The organism is Segatella copri, from assembly GCF_003465495.1.
In the GTDB taxonomy this organism is placed as follows: domain Bacteria; phylum Bacteroidota; class Bacteroidia; order Bacteroidales; family Bacteroidaceae; genus Prevotella; species Prevotella copri_G.
The window spans coordinates 35,221-60,114 of record NZ_QSAV01000016.1 but is presented as its reverse complement, the minus strand read 5'-3'; the positions used below and the strand labels follow the sequence as shown (position 1 = coordinate 60,114).

Below are 24,894 nucleotides of genomic sequence, written 5' to 3'. Positions count from 1 at the left end.
AATAGGTGTATTTCCTGATTCTGATGATGAAAGGATTATGCCAGGTTTGAAATCTGGTCGATGATTTCGCTCACCTGCTTGTTGAAGTCGACTGTGAGTTTCTTATAATATTCACCCTTCGTGATTCCCGGTTCCGGGTGAGACACGCGGCTGATGTAATCGCCGTTGATCATGACGATAGCTGAAAGAATGCCATCCACATCTTCCTGTGTAGGCTTACCATTATACAAAGATGCAGCTACTGTTTCGGCGAAAAGTTCGCTTGTAATGTAGTTGATCGTGCGCTTTAAATCTCTTTTATTAGCCATAATTCTTTTCTCCTAATTAATGAATAATTAAAAATATCGCTCAAAGATAATCATTTTCTTTGAAATAACATCATTTTTTGGGAAAAAATGTATCTATTAACGCATTTTTAGCATTTTTCTTTCCGTATCTCGCAGAAAAGAGTTATTTTTGCAGATGTTTTTGAAGTTTCAACTAATTAAAATAAAAAACGAATTATGGAAAAAAGTGCATTGCAGATTGCAAGAGCTGCTTATCAGCCAAAATTGCCTAAGGCTCTCCAGGGCCCAGTAAAGGCAGTTGAAGGTGCAGCAACACAGTCAGTAGGTAATCAGGATGAAATCAAGGCGTTGTTCCCTAACACTTATGGAATGCCTGTTATTACATTCGAGGCAGGTGAGGCTAAGGAACTTCCTGCTTTCAACGTAGGTGTTATCCTCTCAGGTGGTCAGGCTCCTGGCGGTCACAACGTGATTTCTGGTCTCTTCGACGGTGTGAAGTCTCTCAACCCAGCTAACAAGCTCTATGGTTTCATCCTCGGTCCTGGTGGTCTCGTTGACCATAAGTACATGGAGATTACTTCTGAAATCATGGACGAATACCGCAATACTGGTGGTTTCGATATCATCGGTTCCGGACGTACCAAGCTTGAGAAGGAAGACCAGTTTGAGAAGGGTATTGAGATTCTTCGTGAACTCGGCATCAAGGCACTTGTCATCATCGGTGGTGACGACTCAAATACCAATGCTTGTGTTCTCGCAGAATACTATGCTGCCAAGAAGTATGGCGTACAGGTAATCGGTTGCCCTAAGACTATCGACGGCGACTTGAAGAACGAGCAGATTGAGACTTCTTTCGGTTTCGATACAGCCTGCAAGACATATTCTGAGCTCATCGGTAACATCGAGCGCGACTGTAACTCAGCACGTAAGTACTGGCACTTCATCAAGCTGATGGGTCGTTCAGCATCTCACATCGCTCTTGAGTGCGCTCTCCAGACTCAGCCAAACATCTGCTTGATTTCAGAGGAGATAGAGGCTAAGGAAATGTCACTCGATGATGTGGTTACTTATATTGCAACTGCAGTAGCTAACCGTGCTGCTGAGGGTAACAACTTCGGTACTGTTCTCATCCCAGAGGGCCTGATCGAGTTCATCCCAGCTATCAAGAAGCTTATCGCAGAATTGAACGAGGTTCTTACAGACCCTGCAACAGGCGAGAGCCGTGAGTTTGCAAGTGCTGAGGAGCAGATTGCATTCGTTAAGGGTGCCATCGCTAAGGACAACCTCGCAGTATTGGAGTCTTTGCCAGCTGACGTAGCTCGCCAGCTTTGCCTCGACCGCGACCCTCACGGAAACGTACAGGTTTCTCTCATCGAGACAGAGAAGTTGCTTTCTCGCATGGTAGCTGAGAAGTTGGCTGCATGGAAGAAGGAAGGCAAGTTTGTTGGTAAGTTCTCTGCACAGCACCACTTCTTCGGTTACGAGGGACGTTGCGCAGCTCCTTCTAACTACGATGCTGACTACTGCTACTCACTCGGTTTCAACGCTTCACGCCTCATCGCTAACGGCAAGACCGGTTACATGTCAATCATCAAGAACACAACAGCTCCTGCAGCAGAGTGGATTGCAGGTGGTGTGCCAATCACTATGATGATGAACATCGAGCGTCGTAATGGTGCTAACAAGCCAGTTATCCGCAAGGCTCTCGTTGAGCTGGATGGCGCTCCATTCAAGTTCTTCGCTTCTAAGCGTGATGAGTGGGCTAAGGAAACAGCTTACGTTTATCCAGGTCCTATCCAGTACTGGGGTCCTTCTGAGGTTTGCGACCAGACCACAAAGACTCTCCAGTTGGAGCAGGCTAAGTAAAAAATAGAATAAATATTTTTTAATATGTCAACAAGACGAACGGCTTCTTCACAGAAAAAGAGTGCCATGGCGAGAAAGAAAACTCCTCGGCGTGGCGGCTCCCGTGGTAGAAGGCGTTCGTCTTCTTTTTTGCAACGCTATCCCCGTTGGGCGTGGTGGATAGGCGGAACGGCGGTTATCGTGCTCTATGTCTTTCTGTTCTATCATTTCTTTGTAGGGCCAACTGGTTTCCGATGGCGTGCGCTTTATGGCGATGCTGAATATCCTGAAGGTTACGAGATTCATGGAATCGACATTTCGCATTATCAGGGCAAGATAGACTGGGAACAGCTCAAGAATGCGATGATCAAGGGGTGTCCTGTGCGCTTCGTCATCATCAAGAGTACGGAAGGTTCTTCACGGCTCGATGAGAATTTTCGCGAGAACTTTAATCAGGCTCGCGATTTCGGTTTCATCCGGGGTGTTTATCATTTCTGGAGCAATAAGTCGACAGCCCGAAAACAGGCCTATTATTTCCTAGACCAGGTTCATCTTACGGATGGCGATTTGCCTCCGGTACTGGATATAGAACATAAGCCGGCAGATAAGAGTGTGGAGGATTTCCAGCGTGATGTGCTTACCTGGCTGCATATTGTAGAGGATAAGTATCATGTTAAACCTATCATCTACACCTATTATAAATTCAAGGAGCAATATCTGAGTGCGCCTGTCTTCGAAGATTATCCTTACTGGATAGCCCACTATTATGTTGACAAGGTTCAGTATAAGGGCAAATGGAAGTTCTGGCAGCATACGGATGTGGGCAAGTTGCCGGGCATTAAAGGCTACGTAGATTTCAATATTTACAACGGCAGTTATTATGAGCTCAAGCAGCTCTGCATAGGAAGCAATAATAATGAGAAGAAATTCATGGAATAAAGGTTGGACTTTTGGCAATATGCGAAAATCCAACCTTTATTCGTATGTTTTAATCTGATATTTCTGATTTCAGATTTTTTGTTCTGAATGTTTAGAATCAGAAAAGAATCTTTATGAACCTAAAACAAGGCAGGCCCAATTGTTGTCAATCTGTCTGTTTATTTCATGCATTCCCAGTTCTTCAGCTTTCTCCAGGAGTACAGGAATATCTTCTTCGTAGAAGCCGCTCAAAACCAGGGTTCCGCCGATGTTCATCACGCTACGGAAAGCGCGCATGTCGTCGAGCAGAATGTTGCGGTTGATGTTGGCTAGAACCAGGTCGAAAACGCCGCTGATGTGGTTGATTACCTGACTGTTGCCAAAGAGTACTTCCATGTTAGTTACGCCGTTGAGCACGGCATTATGCTTGGCATTTTCTACGCTCCACTCGTCAATATCGTAGCCTACCACGTCTTTCGCTCCGAGTTTTGAGCAGGTGAGGGCAAGTATTCCCGTACCCGTTCCGCAATCCAGGATGCGCTTGGTTCTGATAGGCATGTGGAGCAGCTGCGAAATAATCATGCGTGTGGTTTCGTGGTTTCCTGTTCCGAACGCCAGTTTCGCCTCAATACCTATTTCTATCATGTCGGGTCTGTTGCTCGTATCGGGATAGAGTTCGGGATGTTTCGCATCGTAAATCACCACCTGGTTGTCCACATAAATTGGTTCGAATCCCTGTTCTTCCCATTCCTGGTTCCAATCCTTGTATTCTGCATCTTTCACCTCGTAGGTAATTTCCGCATCCCCAATAGGGAAATCAGAAAGACGGTCATCCAGCAGCTCTTTGTCGAAGAGTTCTTTCTGCACATACGCTTTCAGTCCGGTTTCTGTTTCTTCAAAAGATTCAAATCCGACTTCGGCTGCACCATCGGCAAGCAGATCCTGACAGTCCTGCATCAAGTCGGCAGTCGTTTCAATTGTGAATGTTGCTACTAAATATTTCATATTTAATTTGTATTAATTTCTTGTCTAAAAACGCCTTCGAATGTTCAAAAAAGCTAGATTTGTTTTAAATCTTCTGCAAAATTATAAAAAAATAGGGGAAAACCTACAATTATTTAGGGAAATTCTGTATTTTTGCATAAAGATAAGCAATATTTTTGCATTCAGATTATTATATAATCAGAAAAGGGCTCTTTCGGGAGTATTTTTCCTGATGGTTTATGATGGATCTGGAAAGAGAAAAATGGAGAAAAAAATAATAGGAGAACAGAATATGAAAAGAAAGTATCTTCTTGCAGTCCTTATCGCAGCTGCGATGCCACTCACTTCGATGGCACAGGACGATGACCTCTACTTCAATCCGAAGAAGGAGGCCAAAGAAAAGGCTGAAAGACGGGCTCTGCTCCAGCGCCAGTATGCTGAACAGCGGGCACGTAGAGATAGTGTTTATCGGCTGTTTTGGAGCGGAAGCGACCGTTCGGTTGATGAATACAATCGAGGCGGCAGAATCTTCAGCCATTATGAGAATGTAGGGAAAGATTCCCTGGGCAACGACATTATTCAGTTCCATGTGGGCAAGGGTGTGGCGCCAGACAGCATTTATGATGATGCTTACTTCGCCCAGAAGTATGCTGACAGGGATGAAGATTTCGTACGCACACGCGAGATGAGCCGATGGGACGGATTCTATGATCCGTGGTTCTACGATTATTATGGTTACGGTCCTTACTACTGGCGCAGCCGCATGTGGAGCTGGCACAATCCTTGGCGCTACGGCTATTATGCCGGCTGGTATGATCCTTGGTTCGACCCTTGGTATGATCCATGGTATTATGGTTACTGCGGCTGGTATGGTGGCTGGTACGACCCTTGGTATTATGGCTGGGGCGGCTGCTATAATCCTTGGTATTGGGGCGGTCCGGTAATCGGACATGTTAGCTATGGTGGACGCAATTCGGGCGGTTATGCAGGAAGCAGAACTTATCGTTATAATGGCGATAAAGGCTATGCTGGCAACAGTACTTACCGAAGCAACAGAAACCGCAATTTCGGCGGTCGCATCAACGGTAATGGCCGTTACAATAGCGTTCGCAACAATAATAATACCAACAACTTCGACCGCAGCAACTTTGGCGGATTCGGAAACCGTAGTGGAGCCAGTTTCGGAGGCGGATCGCATTCCGGTGGTGGAAGCTTTGGCGGAGGAAGCGGTAGCTTCGGAGGCGGCAGTCGCTCAGGTGGCGGCGGCTTTGGTGGAAGAAGATAGTCGCTTTTCAGCTTATAGTTAATAGTTTATAGTTAATAGCTTGGGCTTTGTTCTGAAAATGAAGACAATTTTCGAAAATGAAAACTTTCATCTGGGAATGAAGACCTTAAGAATTAAGAGATTATGAAGAATTTAAAATATTTATTCCTGGCTTCATTGGGACTCATGTCAGCCCCAATGTTGGCTCAGGAAACTTATCAGGATACTAAGTTTGCAGAAAATTCCCTCACGGGTACTGCACGCTATGTAGGTATGGGTGGAGCTATGGAAGCCTTGGGCGCAGATATTTCTACCATTTCCAGCAACCCTGCCGGTTTGGGTCTGTTCAGAAAGAGCATGGCAAGTTTCTCGGCTGGCGTTGTGGCTCAGCCTGGAGCTGATACGGAACTCAATTTCGATAAAACTCCATTTGGCTTCGACGGAAAGAAATCGGTTCCTAGTTTCGACCAGATTGGTTTCGTTTGGGCTGCTACAAATGGCGATTCGAATGTAAAACTCAACTTCGGTTTTAACTATCACAAGAGCACAAATTTCTCTCAGATTCTTTCTGCAGCCAATTATCTCAACGGAGCATCTCAAACCAAATGGGCTTCTGCCAAGACGGCTTACGCTAAAAAATTGGATGAGGAACATGGTAAAGATGCAGGCGATCAGATTTGGAATGCGGTAGATGCTAACTATAATGCGTTGATGGGCAAAGACGAGAATGGAAACCAGATGACCTACGATGGCCGTTCATTCCTTTTTGGCCAGTATCAGAAGGGCTACATAGGCGAATATGATTTCAACATTAGCGTAGGTTTCAACGACCGCGTATGGTTGGGCTTCACCTTGGGCATTCATGATGTTCATTACCGCAGCAATTCTGTTTATACAGAGAATTATGTGGCTGATAAGGAGGCTTACGGAACAGCTTGGGAAAGCCAGCGTATTACGGGTACGGGTTATGATGCAAAACTGGGTATTATCTTCCGTCCGGTAGAAGATTCTCCTTTCCGTATTGGTGCTTATGTCAATTCGCCAGTATTTTATGATTTGTCGATGGATGGAACAGCTGACCTGGAACTCGTTGACAAGAATATAACGGACGATAAGGGCAATTATGCTGAGGCTAGCAATACGAACAGTTCCAGCCTCGATTATCGTCTGAATACGGCTTGGAAGACGGGTATTAGCTTGGGGCATACCATTGGCAGCAATCTTGCCCTGGGTGCTACTTACGAGTATGCATGGTACAATCACATGGATAATCGTGTGAAGGATGGCGGTTATTATGATGGTTATTGGGACGAATATTATGAAACCAGTTCAAGCGACGACCTCATGAATGACCACACCAAACAGTCGTTGCAGGGCGTGAGCACGCTGAAGCTGGGTCTGGAATACAAGCCTGTCAGTATGTTGGCGCTCCGCCTGGGTTATAATTACGTTTCTCCGATGTTCAAGGAGGGCGCAGACCGTGACCAGACTATTCCTTCTCAGGGAACAATCTACGCCACCTCTACAGATTATACCAACTGGAAGGCGACTAACCGATTTACAGCCGGCGTAGGTTTCAACTACGAGAAGCTGTCTATTGATGTGGCTTACCAGTACAGCTGTCAGAATGGTGACTTCTATCCATTTGCAGCCTGGGAGGAGCTTGGTGCGAATGCAGCTCCTGCAACAAAGGTTGACAACAAGCGCCATCAGTTGCTGATGACCGTTGGCTATAGGTTCTAAAATGTGAAGTAGGGGGCTTATTGATTAAATAATGTGAAATCCCGATAAAAAAGCCCACTCATAGAAAAAAAGTTGGGAAAAAGTTTGGCGGTTTCATATAAAAGCCCTATCTTTGCAATCAAGAAATCGGGATGATTTCGTGTCATAGATTAGGTTTTTAGATTAAAGGTGTTAATCACCTTATTTTCTAGGATTAAAAAATATTAGTTTTTTTAGTGGTTAATTTAGTTTTAGTAAGTATGTTTAGGGTCTGTTGTGAAACAGGCCCTATTTTTTTGTGCCTTTATTTTTGGGTGCCTATACAAAAAATCCCCCAACAGGATGGCTTGGAAACCATATCTGTCGGGGGAGTAATAATCCTAAATAAATCTACCTTGAATAAACTAATCTATTGAAATTTATCCTTCATAAATCTACTTAAATGAACCAATACCGGCCTTATTTGAACTATTAAATCATATATTATTTGTTTCTGTAATTATCCAGACCCTTGTTCAGGAAGTCGAGATAAGCACTAACATCTTCTTTGAAACTGAAGGCTGCTGCAAGAGGATTGCCATCGTTGTCAATAGCCACATAGAATGGCTGGGCATTAGCTCCAAACTTGCTTGCCTGCAGATAACTCCACTTGTCGCCAACGGTTCGCAGGGTGCGCTTCTCGCCATTAAACGTTACCTCCATAGGCTCAGGAAGAGGAGTCTTGTCATCTACATAAAGTGAGATGAGAACATAATCCTTTGCCAGCTTATCGGCAACCGATGGATCTGTCCAGACAGAAGCCTCCATCTTGCGGCAGTTTACACAACCATAACCCGTGAAATCAAGCAATACCGGTTTGCCGGCAGCCTTGGCAGCAGCCATTCCCAACTCATAATCCTTGTAAGCAGGCTCTATGGTTTTGGTGTTGAGGTTGAAGTCCTGTGTATTAATAGGTGGAGCAAATGCGCTCACAGCCTTGCAAGGAGCGCCCCAGAGACCTGGAATCATGTAAACCGAGAATGCCAAAGAACAGAGACCCAACATGATGCAGGCTACAGGCATAGGCTTGTTGATGTCGCCCCCGATTGCATCAACCTGGAACTTCAGCTTGCCGATGAGATAGAGACCCAACAGACCGAAAATGACAATCCAGAGAGAGAGGAATACCTCGCGGTCCATGATGTGCCAGCCGTAAGCCAGATCGGCTACAGAGAGGAACTTCAGAGAGAAGGCAAGCTCGATGAAGCCGAGCACAATCTTGATAGTCTCCATCCACGAACCCGACTTAGGAGCCGACTTCAACCATGATGGGAAGAGGGCGAAGAGGGTGAATGGGAGCGCCAGAGCAAGTGCAAAACCGAACATTCCCACGGTAGGAGCGAGCCAGTCGCCGGAAGTAACGGTCTGAACCAGCAGCAAACCGATGATTGGAGCTGTACAGGAGAAGCTGACCAATACCAGGGTGAAAGCCATCAGGAAGATAGAAATCATACCCGTGGTGCTGGAAGCCTTGTTGTCTACCGCATTTCCCCAACTGTCAGGCAATTTGATTTCGAACCAACCGAAGAACGAGAAGGCGAAAACGGCAAGCAGGAGGAAGAGGATGATGTTGAAAACGGCACTTGTGCTGAGCGCATTCAGGGTGCTAGGACCTGCGATGGCTGTTACGGCAAGACCCAAAACCAGATAGATGACTACGATGCTCAAACCATAAGTAATCGCATCGCGGATACCTTTCTTCTTATCGTTCTTAGCACGCTTCAGGAAGAAACTTACGGTCATCGGGATGATAGGCCAGATGCAAGGCATGACGAGCGCAAGCAGACCGCCCACGAAACCGATGAAGAAGATATAGAAGAGCGAATGGTTGGCGATGTCGTTAGCTCCGCCAAAAGCCTGAAGTTCTTTAACAACCGGTTTCCATAAGTCCTTGACGTTCAGATTTTCCATAGCAGATGCCAAAGCTGCGGAATCTACGGGCTGAGTAGCACTATCGGTCTGAGCCAGGGCTGCAGCCTTGGCAAGCGAATCGGCCTTCATCTTGGCTGCAAGGGCAGGATCAATCGCCTTCGCATCTTTTGCCCCAGCTGCAGGAGTATCAACGGCTGGCGATTTACCACTCTGCTTAAATGCTGCCTCGCTTGGTGGCAGACAGTTCTGGTCGTTGCAGGCGCCATACTCCAGATAGGCATCAATATGATAATTAGGTTGGGTAAACTTCACCTTCTGTACAAAGGTAACGCTACCTTCAAAATAACGGAGTTTCATCTCGAAGAGAGGGTCGAACTTTGCAATCTCTCTGCCGCGTGGCTGAAGTTTACCTACGAGCTCAGCTCCTTCAAGCTTGTTTACGTTGAACGAAGCGGAAATCGGACCATCGCCATCCAAACCGGTAGAGTAGACGTGCCATCCCGGTTGGATTTTTCCGCTAAACACGATTTCGGCCACAGCACTTCCGTCTGTTTTCAGCGAGCTGGTGAACTTCACAGGGTTCATCATCTGCGCCTGAGCCAGCATTACTACAAGGAGTAATTGAAAGATTAAAAATACTTTTTTCATTTCTATTTTTTAATTTTATGTTGCAAAGTTACTAAAAACTAATCATATTACGTATTCAGATGGCTTTAAGGGTACTCGGTTTTAATTTTTTTAAGAAAATATGCTAATTTTCTTAGTTTTACTTGGCTATTTCGTACTTTTAATGTAATTTTGCCGACAGAATAAAGCAATCCTAAAATTTTGAAACAGAATAAAATGGCAAAGAAGAAACTATACTTGTTTCCGTGCTTTCTTCTATTTGATTGAAATGAGAATTAATCTCAGAACAGGCAGAAAGGAAGTAATGATCAGAAAGGGGTGAACCGGTTCCATTTTCAGGCTCCAAATTTCACCTCTTTCTTTATCTTATAGCACCTATTTACCATAATACCGGTTAGAATTAAAAAGAGGAAAGTAAAAAAAGGAGGAAATATTCCGTTAATAGAATTTCTGACCATGCTGGCCAGAAAGCACCCCTATGTTTCGGTAAAACCCGAACCTACTAACGAAACTGATGAAGAAGCTTTTGTTGCGCGCTTTGCGAGTCGGAAGGCAGGCTATGTACGTAATAGAGAAGAATACAAATCATTGGCTCAGGCTGCATTGACAACCAGCGGACGGGGTTATTTCCGCGCTCGGGTTAAGGAGGTTATAATTTCTGCAGAGGGCTATTTTTTTGTTGAAGCAGAAACTGATTCTACTCCAATTGTGCCCATCTTGCATAAAGACCATTGGAAAGAATGGGAGCCGTCCCTGCCTTTATTTCCTATGACAGAGGAGTTTTTATGCGTAGAAGATGCTACGATGATGATGCTAGATATTCTGAGACATGAGACGTTAACTTCTGATGAAGAAGAGGAGCTTCAGGAATACACAGAGACTTTAATAGCAATGGGAAAATACGCTCTATGGTACGAAGCGAAGGAGGGAATAGAGAATGTCATAAAAGCTATGGAAGCAAAAAAGGGCGACAAGATGCGCTATATGGCGAATGAACTAGAACACTTATTGAGCGGTTTATGCAATGAGGGTCGCCAGAAGAAGCTCCGCAAAAGCTGGCTCCCCCATCTACTATCCACCCATGAAGCAGAAAGGGCATGGCATGACTGGTTGCACTTAAAAGGTGCCGACTGTCATAAACCAGATAATTTGAAAATGATGTCATGGTTGGAAGATATAGAGACAGAACTTTCCAATATTCCGGCATTGGCTCCTTATTCCAATGATGATAAGATAGCCATGCTCATACGCGCTCACTACACACGCATTCCTTTGGATAAGTATCGCCAATTGCTTACTGCTTTCGTGATTAGAGACCGTCTGCGCATGCGTTTGGGGCTGCCAACAAACAGCTTTGCTCCTACCCCATCTCTAACAAGCCAGAAGGAAGACTACCTTATTGATAAAATCATCAAGTACAGCCAAACTCTAGTCAGACGAGAAGATGTTGAGGTTTTGCAGAGATTCATCTACCACGAGATTTCATATTTACCCCCAGAGTATAAACTTCGGGTTGACAATATGACTGAGCGTTTCCTTTCTGAAGAGGCAAGAGAAGGTATACAGATTAATGCCATCAAGGAACAGACGAAGGCTTTAAAAGAGGTGGCAAAGAAGCCTACGATTCAGGCAGAGCACTATCATGCAGGAGATTCTACATTTGATGTTCATAGTAAGCATCTGCATCTTGACCACCAGGAAGAAGGGAATTCTGCTCTGCTGCCATCAGAATTATAGACATACAAAAATATTACAAGAATATAAAAAAAGGAAGAAATATGAGTAATAATTATTATGCAGGCAATGTTATTTACAACAACCAGCACAAAGAACTGACTATCCAGGGCAATCTGTCTGCACAGCAGATGATGAAGATTGCAAAGGATTTTTTTGCTGAAGAAACAGAGGTGACGGAGGAGAATTACGAGGCAGAGGTGACAGAAAAAGCTAGTGAAACCAATGAAGCAGCAGGAGAAGGTTTTCAGAAGGAACTCTTCCATTTTGTGCATCCTGCACTCGATGAAGACGAAGGATGGAAAGTGCATAAAGAGGTGGAGAGACTGGTAAAACAATTTGACGTACAGGAAATCTGTAAGAGACTGAACATACTGAAAAAGGAGGGCAAGGTGCTGCTGCCACAAAACACAAAAAATGCCCATGAAGAATTGATACGCATGGGTATGCCGATTGAGAAAGGTGGGTTCGGATACAAGACTTTCTGTAAATATTATAATAAGGACTAGAAGACGATAGCGACTAGTGCTTTCCTGATAGAGATTTATATCTTCTGATAGCGACCGATACTTGATTTTTGTTCAGGTATCGGTCGCTTTTTTGTACCCCTAAGTCAAAAATGCGACTATACGTAGAGAGAATATCAGAGAAAAACAGAGAAAATCGGAGAAATTCAGAGAACTTTGGAGACGGCACTTTGGAAAAGCATCTGTGCCAGGCTTTTTCTTCTTACTTTTGCACCCGTCATCTGACAACAGGATGACTACCCATCAGGCGAGTTGCAAATCACAAAATGGGGAATGATGGTACTAGAAAAGATGGCAGGGAAACCTCTTCGAACGTCATCGTACCAGAGAGGCTTATTTAATACTCAAGTAAAAATGAATATAGTATTAAATGGCAATATGAACGAAAGTTCAAGTAAGGCAGGAAAGGGATTCTACCCAAACACAGAATTGGGTATCGACCTCAAGTTGATGACTAAGGAGCCAGGGCGCATGGCCGTTGGCGAGTATCTGGATGGAGCCATTACGCACGACGGCGAAGACCACTTCACCTTTGTGCAGAATGACCAGGAGAAGAAGCTGCAGAAGGTGGTGCAGAGAAATCCGCACGTGTATGAAGGAAAGTACATCAACGTGAACCGGAAGAAAGACGGTACGCTCTACCCTACCTTCAACCGCCCGCAGTTCTCAGAGCACTTCACCTTCCAGGACTTCTGCCAGGGAGCCGCCGACGAGCTGCGCATCATTAGCGGCAAGAGTGATGACAGATAAACGGAGTTGAGGCTTTCTAGAAGAAATGGGGACTTCGGGGAGGCTGGTAACAGGATTAAAACTGAAGTGATTTTCGGGCAAGCGTTCCAGTTGTTCCAGTTGTTCCAATTGTTCCAAATAGGTTTCCATAGGACAATATCCCTTTATAGAGACTCTATAACTACTTAATATATAGATAGTTATATATATAAGAAGGTGGAATGGAACGCTCAAAAAATTAATTGGAACAACTGGAACTGGAACGCTCCACCCAACCCCACTTCTCTCTAAAAAGCTCATAATCAATAAATTAAGAAGAAATGAAGACAAAAAATTTGAAGTATAATATCACAATTTCAACCGCTCCGGCGATGCCAAAGCTGGGAAAAGGCACCGAATGTGTACAACTTTTGCTCTCTCAGGTATCAAAAGACATGCATGAGCCCTTAGTTCCGATGCTCTTTCCGATACTCGGAGCGCAGGTAAGTGAGGCGAAATTTCAATATCCCGACCTCAGTTGGAAGGAATTATGTGGCATGATGGCCAATCTCGTGGCCGATTCGGGCTGTAATAAGGGACAACTGTCCAACATCGTGGAAGCTATCTGTCACAACTTCCGTGAACATGATGAGAAGGAACTTGATAAGCTTGTGGAATGGCAAAGACAGATGAAAACGAAGTCTGCCAACAAAGAGAAACCGGCACGCCCGGATGTGAGTTTCTGGTTTCCACCCTCAGATGTCACCAACGCCGCCTTCATCCAGAATGCCATGGGATGCGAGAAGTTGGGCGAGAGAACGCAATACCTCAATCTGCCCGAGGTGGAGATGGCGGACCGGATGTGTGGCGGACATAAGCAGATATCTCAGATGCTGCGCAATATCTACGACCGCCAGCGAGCCGGAGCTCTGAGAGCAACGGCAGACGGCATAACAGGTAATCCGGTTCTGCGCGCCAATCTCACGCTCTCTTCTACCCCATTTGCAGCCCGCAAGTTTTACAAGAACGAGCTCTTCAATGGTACTTTCGGCCGAATGGTATTCTCTTATAAGGCGCGTCAGGCGCGAGTGGGAAAGATTCCAAGACAGGGTGAATATGATGCCGGTTTCTTTGAAAAGCTGGATGAGTATCTGGTGAAACTCAGCATCTGTAAGGGACGGTTTATCATCAAGCCTCTGAACTCGCTTACCGACCGTCTGGCGGCAGATATGGCTACGCTTGCTGACTTGACGGATGATGATGTGCTGTGGGATATCTCAAAGCGCTCCATCGTGTCGGCATGGAAGGCGGGCTGCCTGCTCTGGGTGCTGAACGACCAGACTTGGACGAAGGCGATGGGTGAGCTTGTGGAGTGGCTGGTTTATCATGATATCTGGAGCAAGATGCAGCTATTCGCCGACCTGCTGAACCAGGATGCTGACTCGGTAAGCGAGGCACAGCGAAGAGGGCCTAAGAACCTGCTTGACGACCTGCCAAACCCTTTCAACGAGGCGCAGCTGGAATCGCTCCGCTTGCAGCTGGGGAAATCGAAAGATGGCACGAAGGGGCAAATCAGGAAATGGGTGTTTCGCAAGTTTATCACCTTTTCGGCAGAAACGGGGCTTTATACTAAGACTGAGGAGTACTTGACAGGAAGCGGGACGAGCGATGGAATCGCTCGGAACGGGGGCAAGAGTGGCGGCTCTGAAAGAAAGAAGAAAGAGGCTGATGACGGGCAGAAAGAGGCTGCTGATGCTGGACAAAAAGAGGCTACTGATGACGGGCAGAAGGAGATGGCTGCTGATGCCAAGAAAAAGAAAGGGAAAGGGATATGATGGAGAAATATGAGATTCAGAAACTGCGCGAGCTTCCGATAGAGAAGGTTGCGAAAGAGATGGGGATGAAGGTGGAGCACCATAAGGCGCTCTGCCCCTTCCATGACGACCACCACGCCAGCCTTATGTTCAGCAAGACCAAGAACAGCTGCAGATGCTATGTATGCATGAGAAACTCCATCGGCACCATCGACCTGGTGATGCGATACCTGGGGAAGGATTTTCCGGCGGCTTGCCGATGGCTCGCTGGGGAACATCAGATTCAGCTGGAGGAGGATTCTTCTTCGGGGAAAAACTCTTCCTTTGGGGGCTCTTCGGGCAGAGAGGCTTCTTCGGGCTCTTCATCCGATGGTTCTTCTTCGGGTGACAATTCGGGGAAATCTTCCTTCGATGCAAGCAGGTATGCTAGGTTCTTCGAACATCCCTGGCTCAACCAGGCAGCTCGGAGATTTCTCTTCGAGGAGAGGAAGATTGACTGGAGAGTGGTAAACTGGTGCCGACTGACTTCCTGGACGGATAAGAAGGGCATCAACTGGCTGCAGATTCCTTACTTCGATAACGATGGGCGGCTTATCGGAATCCAGAACCGGAACCTGGATTACAAGAAGGAGCAGGATGCTCCCCGCTTCCGGTTCCCTTACGGCGCAAGATGCAGCATTTATAACCTGCCGGTTGTGAAGAGACTGAAACCGGGCGATAGGCTGTTTATTACGGAGGGATGTAGCGACTGCTGGGCGATGCTTTCTGCCGGACATAAGGCGATTGCCATCCCTTCTGCCACGCTCCTCAAACCCGAGGATAAGCAGCTGCTGACGGATATCGGAAGACTGTATCAGGTGGAATTCCATATGTTTCCTGATCAGGATGTGCCGGGCGAAAGCCTCTTCATGCAACTCAGGGAGATGCTCCCCCAGCTGGTTCACCACCAGTTGCCACCGGGCTGCAAGGATTTTAGCGAATACTATCTTTTAGGGGCTGCTGCAACTTCCGGAAGCAAGGAGCCGAAAAACAAATGATTTAAAAATTGAGATTATGGAAGATTTTATAAACCGCACGTATACGAAGAAGGAACTGGGGCTGATGTACTTTCCTGAGAGTATGCCACGCACGGCCGTGAATCATCTCATGAGTTGGATTCGGCGTTGCCAGCCGCTCTGGGATGAATTGCAGGAGATGGGGTATGAAAAGACTTGCAAGTCGTTCACGCCCAAGCAGGTGAAGGCTATTATCGACAACCTCGGGGAACCGGGATAAGGGTTAGTGATTAATGTTTAGTATGTTAACTTGGCGGGTGACGGACCAGCGATAGAATCGCTGGGAACGGAGGCTTTTTTAATGTTGAATGTTAAGTGTTAAATGTTGAGTGTTTTGAAGAAAATGTTCCGGTATCGCATGGTATCGCACGCTATCGCACACCTGATAAATCGGGATTTCGTATCTTTGCATCGTGATTCAGAAAGCGCGCAAAATCACTTGCCCAGTTGGAGAAAAATATTTCCCTAATTGGGAAAATAAAAAAGTAATGAAAACAAGACTCCAAGCCTCGAAACGAGTCGTTTCGCAAAGTACTTCTTCTAAGAGAAATCTGAGGAAAGAGGAAAAAGCGAAACTTAGCAGGGGGCAGAAAAAATCATGAACCAGAACATGAAGGCATTCATCCGGTATCTCATCGTGGCGATTTGCTCAGCCATCGTCACCTTCCTATCCAGCTCCTGCACGGCAGGACTCGTAATCGGAAAGAACCAGCGGCAACATCAGGAGAACAACATCTCCACCAAAGTAGATTCTACCTACTATGTGCCAACCATCACCATCCGGTAGTTTAGAGTTAATAGTTTATAACAATTTAAAATTCAAAAGATTATGGCAATTAATTTGAAAGCAAAGGAGACCCTTATCCAAGTAGGCGAAATGAAGGGTCAGTACAGATTCATCCTCGGTACCGAACTTTACAACAAGCTCTCAGAGAGCAAGGTTATCAAGGAGGCGGCTATCAGAAGCGGCGTTAGCGTGGGCGTGATGCAGGTTTGCTGGGATGCAGCAGGCGAGGTTATCAAGGCGTGGTGTACCGAAGGCCATTCCGTAGCCGTTCCGGGATTGGGAACCATGCGATTCGGCGTAAGAGCCAAGAGTGTGCCTACCGTAGGCGAAGTGGCTACCAGTCTGATTACCAACCGCCGTGTTATCTTCACCCCAAGCGTTGACATCAAGCGCGAGCTGCAGGAAACCTCCATCCAGATTACCTGTTACGACCGCAACGGCAAGGTGGTGAAAAACGTTACTTCCGACGATAAGGGCGATGTGGAAGACCCAGACAACACCCCAGGTGGTGGCGGCGGTTCGGATAACACCCCGGGCGGCGGAAATACCGAAGGCGGCGGAACCACCGGCGGTAATGAGGGCGACGGGTTGGAGTAAGAAAAGAGCCCCTGATGCAAGGAAACGAGCATCGGGGGCTTTTATCTTACTCCATTACATAGAGGATGGATGTATAGAGCTGCATCACGAGAATGTAGAAAAGAAAGCAGGGCGAGAGGAGGCGGATGCCTTGATTCATCGCATCATAAACCTGGCTGATGCCCTTGATGCTCTCGCTCATGATGCCGTAACTCATGCTCATCACCATGACCGAGAAACAGATGTACGGAATGAGACTATGCGTGAACGGACCCGGAAAGAGGGTTCCTACGGCATTCAGCAGAATGGCATGGGGCAAGAGGGTGAGCGCCAGCATGATACCTGCAGAGATGCACAACTCGATGAGCATCAGGCGCAAGGCCGTGCGCTGGCGATACTGGGTATGGTCGAAATGGAGCACCCTACTCTGCTTTACCACCCCGATGGTGATGCTGATGAGCACCAGCCATACGAGCCATACTGAGGTGAGATGGTCTACAAAATGGCCCATAAACCAGCGGATGCCCTCGGGGCTGGTAAGCGAATGGGTGAACGACTCGGGCATCGCAGCTGTAAGCAGCCACGAAACCAGAATCACCACTACTTCGGCTATTCCCAACGATAATGCCAGATAGGCCAATACTTTCTTATACATTCTTTAAAAAGCGCTTATTGAAACGAGTTATTCTTCATCTGCCTGCAGATGGTCGATATCGAGGATGCGGAGCTCGCAGGCTTTTACCACCAGGCGGGTGGCGTTGATGCCCATGCCGTGGTTGCCGTCAGGGAAGAGTTTCTGAACCAGTTCTGCCTGTCGCTTCTCCAGACTCTTTACGCCGAAAGGCATTCCGCGCAGGTTGGTAATCTGCTCCTTGGTGTAACCCAGCGCAAGATGGCGCAGGAAACGCTCGTCATACTCATCAATCTCATAATTCACCAGAGCCTCCTGACGCATCAGCTGGCTGTTTACGCTCCGCTTGAAACGGTCTACTATCTTCTGAAGGATAGGCTGGTTGAACACCAGTTTCTTACCTCCCATGCAGCTCGCCACATCGCCACGCGTAAGGAGTTCGCCACTCTTCAGAATGATGCCGTCGCAGCCCGCATCGAGCACATCTACCCAGAGTTTTTCGTTCAGAATTTCTCCTGTAAAGATGAGCACTTTCACGTCAGGATACTGTTCCTTGGTCTGGCGGCAGATTTCTACGCCTACCGTGGTGGAACCGCCCAGTCCGAGGTCGAGCAGAACCAGATCGGGCAACTGCTGCTTGATGAGTTTCCAATAGGCTATTTCGCTCTCGGCAGTACCGATGATTTCAGCCTCTGGAATATCATTCTTGAAGATACCCTCTGTGCCCTTCAGTTCCAGGGGCACGTCTTCTACTATGATGACTTTAAAATTTTCCATTTTCTGATATTTTTATATTCTTATGATTTTAAACTTTTCCATTTGATGCGTGCCGGCAGCACGGCCTCTATCCTGAGGCAACCCTTATCGCTCTGGCAGGCCTTGATGCCGCAGCCGCGCAGATTGGTAATCTCGCCCAGTTCCCTCACAATCTGCCGGCACAGGAGATAGCGCAAATCGCCCGTCAGAGGGGTGAAGAGCTGGGCATGGAGCGCAGCATCATAGACCACATCCTGCTGGTCAATCCAATATCTCACGTAGGCAGAACCCGGAATCTCAGCCACTCCGGTATGGTAATCCTTGGAATTGCCGCGCATCAGAGAAACAAGATAGCGGTTCAGGAAATCATCTGCCTTGATGTTGCCTTCTACCTGCTCCATCGCCTGGGCGCTGAGCAGAGAATAGAGCGATTTATAATAATCTACCAGTTCCTTGAGCGAATCTACATCATCGGGCTGCGAATCGATAAGCTGGCGGATGCGCGACGGATAATACATCGTTTCGTGCTTGAGCGTAGACAGACAGTTGTCGAGCACGGAATTGGAGATATGAAGCTTATCGTTCTCATATTCAGCCCTATGCAGCTCATCGGTCATCAGCTCCAGTTTCAGGGATTCCTGCTCAGCCTCGTCGGTCCGCTTAGCCTTGGTCTGTTCAATCATGGCAAACCGGTAGCTCAGCACGTGGCGGTAATAGAGCAGATAATAAGCCAGCGGCAACTGCAGCAGCAACAGGATGAGCAGCACCACGGCCACGGTCTTCGAGTTCTCGCTCTGCTGCATCGTGTGCACGTAATTAGCGAGCGTATTATCGGCACTTATCTCGCGGAACAGCTGGGTATAAACCTTGTTGTTGCTCTGGTAGAGCGACCATTGGTGCAACGCTAGGGCAGCCACGGCACACTCGTTTCTCAGGTCCAGGATGACGTGATAATTGGTTGGCAGTCCGGAGCGTATCCAGAAGAGTTCTGCCGCCATTCCCACCTCCGGATGAGCCACCATGAGATACTTGCCGTCGGGATATTTCGATAGATAAAACGCGTTGAGATAATGGCGCGAAGAATCGGCAAAGGCAAGGGTGCGCTGGTAGGTACGGTTGATATTGCTGAAGTAGGCACTATCTGCAAAATCGTCGGCACGCTGGAGATTGGCATCGACGTTCGTCTTGTGATGATTGTGGCGCTGGCGGATGTCGTTGGCCTTCTTAGCCTCGCAAGGCTGGACCGAAGCCGACAGCAGCACGAAGAGCATGATGATGATGCCCAACAACTGATGGGTTCGACGGACGATACCTTTAGGCAGACGGAAACTGAAGCGGCTCCCCTCGCCCAACTTGCTTTCTGCCTTGATCTGGCAGCCGGCAAAGAGCGAACTCACCTTCTTATATTTCTCGATGATGCCCTTGCAGTTGAGCAGTCCGAAGCCGTGACCGCCCGTATAGGTCCGGTCGAAGACATGCGCCAGCTGCTCCTCGTCCATACCCTTTCCGGTATCTGCGATGCTGATTTCCACGAAGTCAGAAACCTTGGCGCTAATGGTTACCTTTCCGCCTTCGGGTGTAAACTTGCGGGCATTATCGGCTATGGTATTGATCATGAAGAGCGTAAGGATGCGGTCGGCCTTGACCACGGCATCTGTAGGTTCTACATCGAGTTTCACGCCCTGCATCTGGAAGCTCATCTTGCCCTTGCTTACAATATCGAAAAGCTGCTGGAGCGGGAAACTTTCGATACGCAGGCTGAGTGAGCCCTGGCGCATCTGAATCCACTCTGTAAGCACGTTGTTATATTGGTTTATCTTATCTGTGAGTTCGGCGATATACTGGTAACGTTCCTGCCGCACCTCATCGCTTTCGCCCCCTTCGGAGAGTCGGTTTACCTCGTGAATCATGCGGTCGATGAAAGGCGTAATACTGTTTACGAGCGAAATCTTAGCCCTTTGTTCCAGATTGCGTTTCTTGTTTTCTTCGATATGCAGTCGGGTTACGTTCAGTTCATCCTGAACCTCCTCCTGCTTATCTTTTAATTCGTTGATTTTCTTTGTGTTATTCTCGCTCCACTCACGCAAAGGTGCAAGCAGTTCATCCATCGACTGGTTCTTCATCTTCTTGCGCTTCATATGGTCGAAAACGTAGAGTAGAACCACCACGAGCACAATCATCGCCAGCACGGCAGCAATCATCAGGTTGAGCTGCTGGGCGTTTTCGTCGAGCGCAGCCGCACGTGCCTCCAGCTGGCGGTCCTGTCGCGAACGGTCCTGCAAATCCAGATAGATATTGCGGTTGTAATCGCTCTGCTGCTTATCATCTATAGCCGAATAAACCAGACAGAGTCTTTCACGTATCGACGCTACGAGGTCGGGGGCCTGCTCTATCGCCTTGTTGTCGTTCAGGGCATGATTCAGGCAGTCGAGCGCAGAAGAATAATCATGGATATCCCAGAAACATTCTGCCAGCGTACGGTTGGCTCCGGCAGTCTGATAAACATCTCCGTAGCTCGAAAAGATGTTGAGGGCACGCTGGGCAAAGTTGCCTGCCAGCAGATTGTTTGGCATCTGCTCGATGTTGAGATACTGGAAGGCAGGCAGGTTGTTGCGTATGAGGAAATCGCCCACCTCTCCTTTTCTGAGGTGCTCGCTTATAGATTGCAGGGCGTTAGCCTGCCAGTAAGGATAAGGATGGGCAGGGTCGCTAGCCAGCATGTAGCAGCTGATCAGCCGGTCGAATTCCGCCTGATTGATTTCGTTTTCGGTTCCCTTGACGATAGCTCCGCCCGAACCTATATTATAAAGATAGTTGAGATATTGTGCCGAATCCTGTTCCAGCTCATCTGGGTCCAGACGGTTAAGCTCCTGAAACATCGGCTCGTCTAAGCCCACATAATAAAAATAGGTGGCGGCCACAATACTGAATTCAGATTTCGCATAAATCACGCGTTTGCTTTCCCTCGGGGGCATGGAATTCACCTCTTCGCGAATTCTGCGCAAACGCCTCATCGCCTTTTCGCGATAAGCATAAAAATCTTTGTTGTGCGATTCTCTCTGGCAGAGTCGCATGTTCTGAACATCGGCAATAGCGAGTTCTATCTGATTATCGCTCTCCTCTTCAACTTTCCTCAGCCATCCCTTGGCACCCTTGTAATCCATCTTGGCTATACATACGAAGGCAAGGTTGTTATAGGCTTCGGCACGGCCTGAGGGATAATCTTCTGAAAGCTTCAAAGCCCTCTCAGCCAGCACTTTAGTAGAATCGAGATTGCGATAATGATAAGCATAGGATTGCTCGTTCAGCTCGTCTACCCTTGCCTTATTCGCAGGAGAACAAGCTGAAAGAAAAAGAGCCGCCACCACCAGAATTGATGATGGCGACATGAAAAAGAAGGATGCTGAAATTTGCATCTCGAATGAAAAATAGTCTAAATTAAGCGCGAGCCTTCGCGATGTAACCGAGAGCCTCCTGACACTTGGCTGTGATGGCAGCCCAGTCGCCAGCAGCAACTGTCTCCTTAGGGAAGAGCTTAGAGCCCATACCTACGCAGAGAACGCCAGCCTTGATCCAAGGAGTAAGATTCTCCTCTGTTGGCTCTACGGCACCTGTTACCATGATGTTGCTCCAACGCAAAGGTGCCATTACGTTCTTAACGAATGAAGGACCACCTACGTTACCTGCTGGGAATACCTTGGTTACGTCGCAACCGGCAGCCTGAGCATTATTGATTTCAGTTACAGAACCGCAACCTGGTGAATAAGGAACCAGACGACGGTTGCAAACTGGAGCAATATCTGGGTTGAAGTTAGGACCTACGATGAAGTTAGCGCCGAGCTGGAGATACAGAGAAGCTGTACCGGCATCAACAACTGTACCTGCACCCAGAATCATCTCAGGACAAGCCTTGTCGGCCCACTTTACCAACTCTCCGAAAATCTCGTGAGCGAAGTCACCACGGTTAGTAAACTCGAAAACACGTACGCCACCCTCGTAACAAGCCTTGATGACGTTCTTGCAGATTTCAACATCCTTATTGAAGAAAACAGGTACCATACCAGTCTCTTTCATGGCTGCCATAACCTGCATTTTGCTAAACTTTGCCATTACCTTATATTAATTAAGAATGAATAGTTTATAGGAGGCTACGCCGTAAGCAAGACTGTCTATAAACTATCAACTATAAACTTTAAACTATAATTATCTCTGAACGCGACCATTAGCGTTACCGCCAGCCAGGCTCTCTACCTCGTCAGCAGATACCAGGTTGAAGTCGCCAGGGATAGTATGCTTCAAAGCAGAAGCAGCTACCGCAAACTCAAGAGCCTCGCCCTGAGTCTCCTTAGTAAGAAGACCGTGGATCAGACCACCAGAGAAAGAGTCACCACCACCAACGCGGTCGATGATAGGGTTGATGTCATAGTGCTTGCTCTGATAGAACTCCTTACCATCATAGATAAGAGCCTTCCAGCCGTTGTGTGTAGCAGAGAGAGATTCGCGGAGAGTAGAAACAACATACTTGAATCCGAACTCCTTCATCATGCCCTTGAAGATTCCGTAATAACCCTCAGCATCAGTCTTACCGCCCTCTACGTCAGCATCTGGCTTGAAGCCCAGGCAGAGCTGAGCATCTTCCTCATTACCGATGCAAACATCAACATACTTCATCAGAGGACGCATAACAGAGATAGCCTTCTCTGAAGTCCAGAGCTTCTTGCGGAAGTTGAGGTCAACAGAAACAGTTACGCCGTGACGCTTAGCAGCCTCACAAGCCAACTTGGTAAGTTCAGCAGCCTTGTCGCTAATAGCTGGAGTAATACCGCTCCAATGGAACCATTGGGCACCCTCCATAATCTTGTCGAAATCGAAATCAGATGGGTCAGCCTCAGCAATTGCGCTGTGTGCACGGTCGTAGATTACCTTGGATGGGCGCATAGAAGCACCAGTCTCGGCATAGTAGAGACCTACGCGGTCGCCACCACGAGCGATGAACTCTGTGTTAACGCCGTAACGACGGAGACCGTTGACAGCAATCTGACCGATCTCGTGCTTAGGGAGCTTAGATACGAAGTAAGCATCATGACCATAGTTAGCCAAGCTTACAGCTACGTTAGCCTCACCACCACCAGGGATGATGCGAAGTGATTCACTCTGAATGAAACGATCATTGCCTTCTGGTGATAAACGAAGCATGATCTCACCTAATGTTACAATTTTTGCCATGTTTGATAGTTTTAATTTTTTTGTTTTTATTTTGTTTGTTATGAGTAACAAATTAAATTCCACTTTTCAGTAGAGAAATGAAGTACAATTATCAGTTGTCGTTCAATTTCGAGGGCAAAAATAACCATAATTTCTCGAATAACGAAATAAAATCGCATTTTTTTTTGTTTTCCGTGCAAAAAAAGTTGCTGTGTCTTCGCACAATTCAAAAAATTGTTGTATATTTGCGGCAAAATTCGCACTTGTGGTCGCACACAACAGAATTGCTTAATACTAATTGTGGTCTGTGCACAGCTAGGAAGTACCTGCGACGTTTTATCTATCGTAGCCCCCAGGAGAGGCTCCTTATATAATAAGTACACGCGAAGCAACCAGACCCGTAATGCTAAAAAACAATGGCCGAAAAAATCAGAATCAAGGATATTGCCGAGAGAGCTGGCGTATCCGTTGGAACCGTAGACCGAGTTCTGCACGACCGTCCAAACGTGTCGAAACCTGCACGCGACAAGGTCGAGAAAGCCCTCAAGGAAATGAATTATCAGCCTAATGTGTACGCCAGCGCTCTGGCTTACAACAAATCCTATACCTTCTACCTGCTGATTCCGAAACATGAATCGGAGGCTTACTGGGAGGAAATAGAGGAAGGCGCAAAAAAATGTGAAGATACCCGACGTGACTTCCATATCGATGTAGAGATTCGTTTCTATGAGCGTTCCAGCGAGGAATCGTTCCGCGAAGAAGGCAACAAGATTCTTGAGGCCAGTCCGGAAGGAGTCATCGTGGTGCCTTCATCGCTAGACGTAACCCGCGAGTTTACCGAGGCGTTGCATCACAAAAGCATCCCGTTCATCCTGCTCGACTCCTACATGCCCGATCTCCGTCCGCTCTCTTTCTTCGGTCAGGATTCGTTCTGTTCCGGTTTCTTCGCAGCCAAGATGCTGATGATGCTTGCTGCAAAGGAAGATGAAATCCTGCTCATGAGGCAGACCAAAGACGGAAGAGTGGTCAGCAAGCAGCAGGACAACCGAGAGGTAGGATTCCGCCATTACATGCACGACCACTTCCCTAACGTGAAGATTACCTTGCTCGACCTGCCGTTGAGCGGCACACGTGCTGAATTCGTCAAAATGCTGGAGAAGTTCTTTGCCGTGCATCCGAACATCCACCATTGCATCACCATGACTTCGAAGGCGCACATCGTGGGCGACTTCCTGCTGAAGACCAACCGCCGCGACGTTCAGATCATGGGCTATGATATGGTGGAGAAAAACGCCCGCTGTCTGCGCGAAGGAAGCATTTCCTTCCTCATCGCCCAGCACGCCTACATGCAGGGTTACTCCTGCGTAGACACGCTCTTCCAGGCCATCGTGCTGAAGAAGAAAGTTACGCCGGTAAACTATATGCCTATCGAGCTGCTGATGAAGGAAAACGTAGATTTCTATCGCAGAACCCAGCTCTAAGGCTATCGGGCAGAACAGGGTTTCCGCGATGGAAGACAATTCATACAGAAACATTATAAATT

The 24,894-nt window shown here is 47.3% G+C and carries 21 protein-coding genes; 13 read left to right on the top strand and 8 right to left on the bottom strand.

What is annotated here, in order from left to right; genetic code table 11:
- Positions 1–35: 35 nt before the first annotated feature.
- Positions 36–308: a hypothetical protein gene (locus DWV53_RS06505; protein WP_117586172.1), complete on the bottom strand. Its 273-nt coding sequence runs from the start codon at positions 306–308 to the stop codon at positions 36–38.
- Between the two features lie 195 nt (positions 309–503).
- Between DWV53_RS06505 and DWV53_RS06500 the strand changes: the two genes are divergently transcribed.
- Positions 504–2,153 (top strand): diphosphate--fructose-6-phosphate 1-phosphotransferase, encoded by a 1,650-nt coding sequence (locus tag DWV53_RS06500; protein WP_118152475.1) that lies wholly within the window; start codon positions 504–506, stop codon positions 2,151–2,153.
- A gap of 66 nt (positions 2,154–2,219) precedes the next feature.
- Positions 2,220–3,071, top strand: coding sequence for a glycoside hydrolase family 25 protein (locus DWV53_RS06495; protein WP_118152492.1), 852 nt, complete (start codon positions 2,220–2,222; stop codon positions 3,069–3,071).
- Positions 3,072–3,182: 111 nt separating this feature from the next.
- Here DWV53_RS06495 and prmA read toward each other — a convergent pair whose 3' ends face one another.
- Complete coding sequence (gene prmA / locus DWV53_RS06490) at positions 3,183–4,055, bottom strand: 50S ribosomal protein L11 methyltransferase (protein ID WP_118152473.1); 873 nt, start codon at positions 4,053–4,055, stop codon at positions 3,183–3,185.
- 271 nt (positions 4,056–4,326) lie between these two features.
- Here prmA and DWV53_RS06485 point away from each other — a divergent pair, with 271 nt between their 5' ends.
- Both DWV53_RS06485 and DWV53_RS06480 read left to right on the top strand, forming a co-directional pair.
- Entirely contained in the window at positions 4,327–5,319 is a 993-nt protein-coding gene (locus DWV53_RS06485; RefSeq protein WP_118152490.1) for a hypothetical protein, read from the top strand.
- A gap of 123 nt (positions 5,320–5,442) precedes the next feature.
- Positions 5,443–7,041, top strand: a complete 1,599-nt coding sequence (locus DWV53_RS06480; RefSeq protein ID WP_118152471.1) for an OmpP1/FadL family transporter — start codon at positions 5,443–5,445, stop codon at positions 7,039–7,041.
- A 462-nt stretch (positions 7,042–7,503) separates the two neighbouring features.
- Here DWV53_RS06480 and DWV53_RS06475 read toward each other — a convergent pair whose 3' ends face one another.
- Positions 7,504–9,579, bottom strand: a complete 2,076-nt coding sequence (locus DWV53_RS06475) for a protein-disulfide reductase DsbD family protein (protein WP_118152469.1) — start codon at positions 9,577–9,579, stop codon at positions 7,504–7,506.
- Between the two features lie 435 nt (positions 9,580–10,014).
- On the opposite strand from DWV53_RS06475, the gene DWV53_RS06470 reads away from it, so the two are divergent.
- The 8 genes from DWV53_RS06470 to DWV53_RS06430 all read left to right on the top strand — a co-directional run bounded on the left by DWV53_RS06470 (position 10,015) and on the right by DWV53_RS06430 (position 16,780).
- Complete coding sequence (locus DWV53_RS06470) at positions 10,015–11,295, top strand: hypothetical protein (RefSeq protein WP_118152467.1); 1,281 nt, start codon at positions 10,015–10,017, stop codon at positions 11,293–11,295.
- Between the two features lie 41 nt (positions 11,296–11,336).
- Complete coding sequence (locus DWV53_RS06465; protein ID WP_118152465.1) at positions 11,337–11,801, top strand: hypothetical protein; 465 nt, start codon at positions 11,337–11,339, stop codon at positions 11,799–11,801.
- A 372-nt stretch (positions 11,802–12,173) separates the two neighbouring features.
- Positions 12,174–12,569 (top strand): hypothetical protein, encoded by a 396-nt coding sequence (locus DWV53_RS06460; protein WP_259318930.1) that lies wholly within the window; start codon positions 12,174–12,176, stop codon positions 12,567–12,569.
- A 299-nt stretch (positions 12,570–12,868) separates the two neighbouring features.
- Positions 12,869–14,362: a hypothetical protein gene (locus DWV53_RS06455; protein ID WP_118152461.1), complete on the top strand. Its 1,494-nt coding sequence runs from the start codon at positions 12,869–12,871 to the stop codon at positions 14,360–14,362.
- On the top strand, positions 14,359–15,378 hold the full coding sequence (locus tag DWV53_RS06450) for a CHC2 zinc finger domain-containing protein (RefSeq protein ID WP_118152459.1): 1,020 nt from the start codon (positions 14,359–14,361) through the stop codon (positions 15,376–15,378). The genes DWV53_RS06455 and DWV53_RS06450 overlap by 4 nt, the downstream gene beginning before the upstream one ends.
- Positions 15,379–15,394: 16 nt before the next feature.
- On the top strand, positions 15,395–15,616 hold the full coding sequence (locus DWV53_RS06445) for a DUF4248 domain-containing protein (RefSeq protein ID WP_117586186.1): 222 nt from the start codon (positions 15,395–15,397) through the stop codon (positions 15,614–15,616).
- Between the two features lie 378 nt (positions 15,617–15,994).
- Positions 15,995–16,183 (top strand): hypothetical protein, encoded by a 189-nt coding sequence (locus DWV53_RS06435; protein ID WP_040552569.1) that lies wholly within the window; start codon positions 15,995–15,997, stop codon positions 16,181–16,183.
- A gap of 42 nt (positions 16,184–16,225) precedes the next feature.
- Positions 16,226–16,780 carry a hypothetical protein gene (locus tag DWV53_RS06430; protein WP_006847179.1) on the top strand — a complete coding sequence of 185 codons (555 nt, stop codon included), beginning with the start codon at positions 16,226–16,228 and terminating at the stop codon, positions 16,778–16,780.
- 46 nt (positions 16,781–16,826) lie between these two features.
- Here DWV53_RS06430 and DWV53_RS06425 read toward each other — a convergent pair whose 3' ends face one another.
- The 5 genes from DWV53_RS06425 to DWV53_RS06405 all read right to left on the bottom strand — a co-directional run bounded on the left by DWV53_RS06425 (position 16,827) and on the right by DWV53_RS06405 (position 23,372).
- The gene (locus DWV53_RS06425) at positions 16,827–17,414 is read right to left on the bottom strand and encodes an AbgT family transporter (RefSeq protein WP_118080090.1); all 588 of its coding nucleotides are present in this window, start codon (positions 17,412–17,414) and stop codon (positions 16,827–16,829) included.
- Between the two features lie 27 nt (positions 17,415–17,441).
- On the bottom strand, positions 17,442–18,167 hold the full coding sequence (locus DWV53_RS06420) for a DUF5932 domain-containing protein (RefSeq protein WP_006846602.1): 726 nt from the start codon (positions 18,165–18,167) through the stop codon (positions 17,442–17,444).
- Positions 18,168–18,187: 20 nt separating this feature from the next.
- Entirely contained in the window at positions 18,188–21,535 is a 3,348-nt protein-coding gene (locus DWV53_RS06415) for a sensor histidine kinase (RefSeq protein ID WP_181992433.1), read from the bottom strand.
- Between the two features lie 49 nt (positions 21,536–21,584).
- Positions 21,585–22,256: a bifunctional 4-hydroxy-2-oxoglutarate aldolase/2-dehydro-3-deoxy-phosphogluconate aldolase gene (locus DWV53_RS06410; RefSeq protein WP_006846600.1), complete on the bottom strand. Its 672-nt coding sequence runs from the start codon at positions 22,254–22,256 to the stop codon at positions 21,585–21,587.
- Positions 22,257–22,349: 93 nt separating this feature from the next.
- Positions 22,350–23,372: a sugar kinase gene (locus tag DWV53_RS06405; protein ID WP_022121227.1), complete on the bottom strand. Its 1,023-nt coding sequence runs from the start codon at positions 23,370–23,372 to the stop codon at positions 22,350–22,352.
- A gap of 395 nt (positions 23,373–23,767) precedes the next feature.
- On the opposite strand from DWV53_RS06405, the gene DWV53_RS06400 reads away from it, so the two are divergent.
- Complete coding sequence (locus DWV53_RS06400) at positions 23,768–24,832, top strand: LacI family DNA-binding transcriptional regulator (RefSeq protein ID WP_118080085.1); 1,065 nt, start codon at positions 23,768–23,770, stop codon at positions 24,830–24,832.
- Positions 24,833–24,894 lie beyond the last annotated feature (62 nt).

Coding starts and splice junctions, on each gene's coding strand:
- DWV53_RS06445 (WP_117586186.1), top strand. CDS start 15,395: ATGGAAGATTTTATAAACCGCACGTATACGAAGAAGGAACTGGGGCTG.
- DWV53_RS06465 (WP_118152465.1), top strand. CDS start 11,337: ATGAGTAATAATTATTATGCAGGCAATGTTATTTACAACAACCAGCAC.
- DWV53_RS06420 (WP_006846602.1), bottom strand. CDS start 18,167: ATGGAAAATTTTAAAGTCATCATAGTAGAAGACGTGCCCCTGGAACTG.
- DWV53_RS06425 (WP_118080090.1), bottom strand. CDS start 17,414: ATGTATAAGAAAGTATTGGCCTATCTGGCATTATCGTTGGGAATAGCC.
- DWV53_RS06470 (WP_118152467.1), top strand. CDS start 10,015: ATGCTGGCCAGAAAGCACCCCTATGTTTCGGTAAAACCCGAACCTACT.
- DWV53_RS06415 (WP_181992433.1), bottom strand. CDS start 21,535: ATGTCGCCATCATCAATTCTGGTGGTGGCGGCTCTTTTTCTTTCAGCT.
- DWV53_RS06455 (WP_118152461.1), top strand. CDS start 12,869: ATGAAGACAAAAAATTTGAAGTATAATATCACAATTTCAACCGCTCCG.
- DWV53_RS06505 (WP_117586172.1), bottom strand. CDS start 308: ATGGCTAATAAAAGAGATTTAAAGCGCACGATCAACTACATTACAAGC.
- DWV53_RS06400 (WP_118080085.1), top strand. CDS start 23,768: ATGGCCGAAAAAATCAGAATCAAGGATATTGCCGAGAGAGCTGGCGTA.
- DWV53_RS06475 (WP_118152469.1), bottom strand. CDS start 9,579: ATGAAAAAAGTATTTTTAATCTTTCAATTACTCCTTGTAGTAATGCTG.
- DWV53_RS06405 (WP_022121227.1), bottom strand. CDS start 23,372: ATGGCAAAAATTGTAACATTAGGTGAGATCATGCTTCGTTTATCACCA.
- DWV53_RS06410 (WP_006846600.1), bottom strand. CDS start 22,256: ATGGCAAAGTTTAGCAAAATGCAGGTTATGGCAGCCATGAAAGAGACT.
- DWV53_RS06450 (WP_118152459.1), top strand. CDS start 14,359: ATGATGGAGAAATATGAGATTCAGAAACTGCGCGAGCTTCCGATAGAG.
- DWV53_RS06435 (WP_040552569.1), top strand. CDS start 15,995: ATGAACCAGAACATGAAGGCATTCATCCGGTATCTCATCGTGGCGATT.
- DWV53_RS06480 (WP_118152471.1), top strand. CDS start 5,443: ATGAAGAATTTAAAATATTTATTCCTGGCTTCATTGGGACTCATGTCA.
- prmA (WP_118152473.1), bottom strand. CDS start 4,055: ATGAAATATTTAGTAGCAACATTCACAATTGAAACGACTGCCGACTTG.
- DWV53_RS06500 (WP_118152475.1), top strand. CDS start 504: ATGGAAAAAAGTGCATTGCAGATTGCAAGAGCTGCTTATCAGCCAAAA.
- DWV53_RS06485 (WP_118152490.1), top strand. CDS start 4,327: ATGAAAAGAAAGTATCTTCTTGCAGTCCTTATCGCAGCTGCGATGCCA.
- DWV53_RS06460 (WP_259318930.1), top strand. CDS start 12,174: ATGAATATAGTATTAAATGGCAATATGAACGAAAGTTCAAGTAAGGCA.
- DWV53_RS06430 (WP_006847179.1), top strand. CDS start 16,226: ATGGCAATTAATTTGAAAGCAAAGGAGACCCTTATCCAAGTAGGCGAA.
- DWV53_RS06495 (WP_118152492.1), top strand. CDS start 2,220: ATGGCGAGAAAGAAAACTCCTCGGCGTGGCGGCTCCCGTGGTAGAAGG.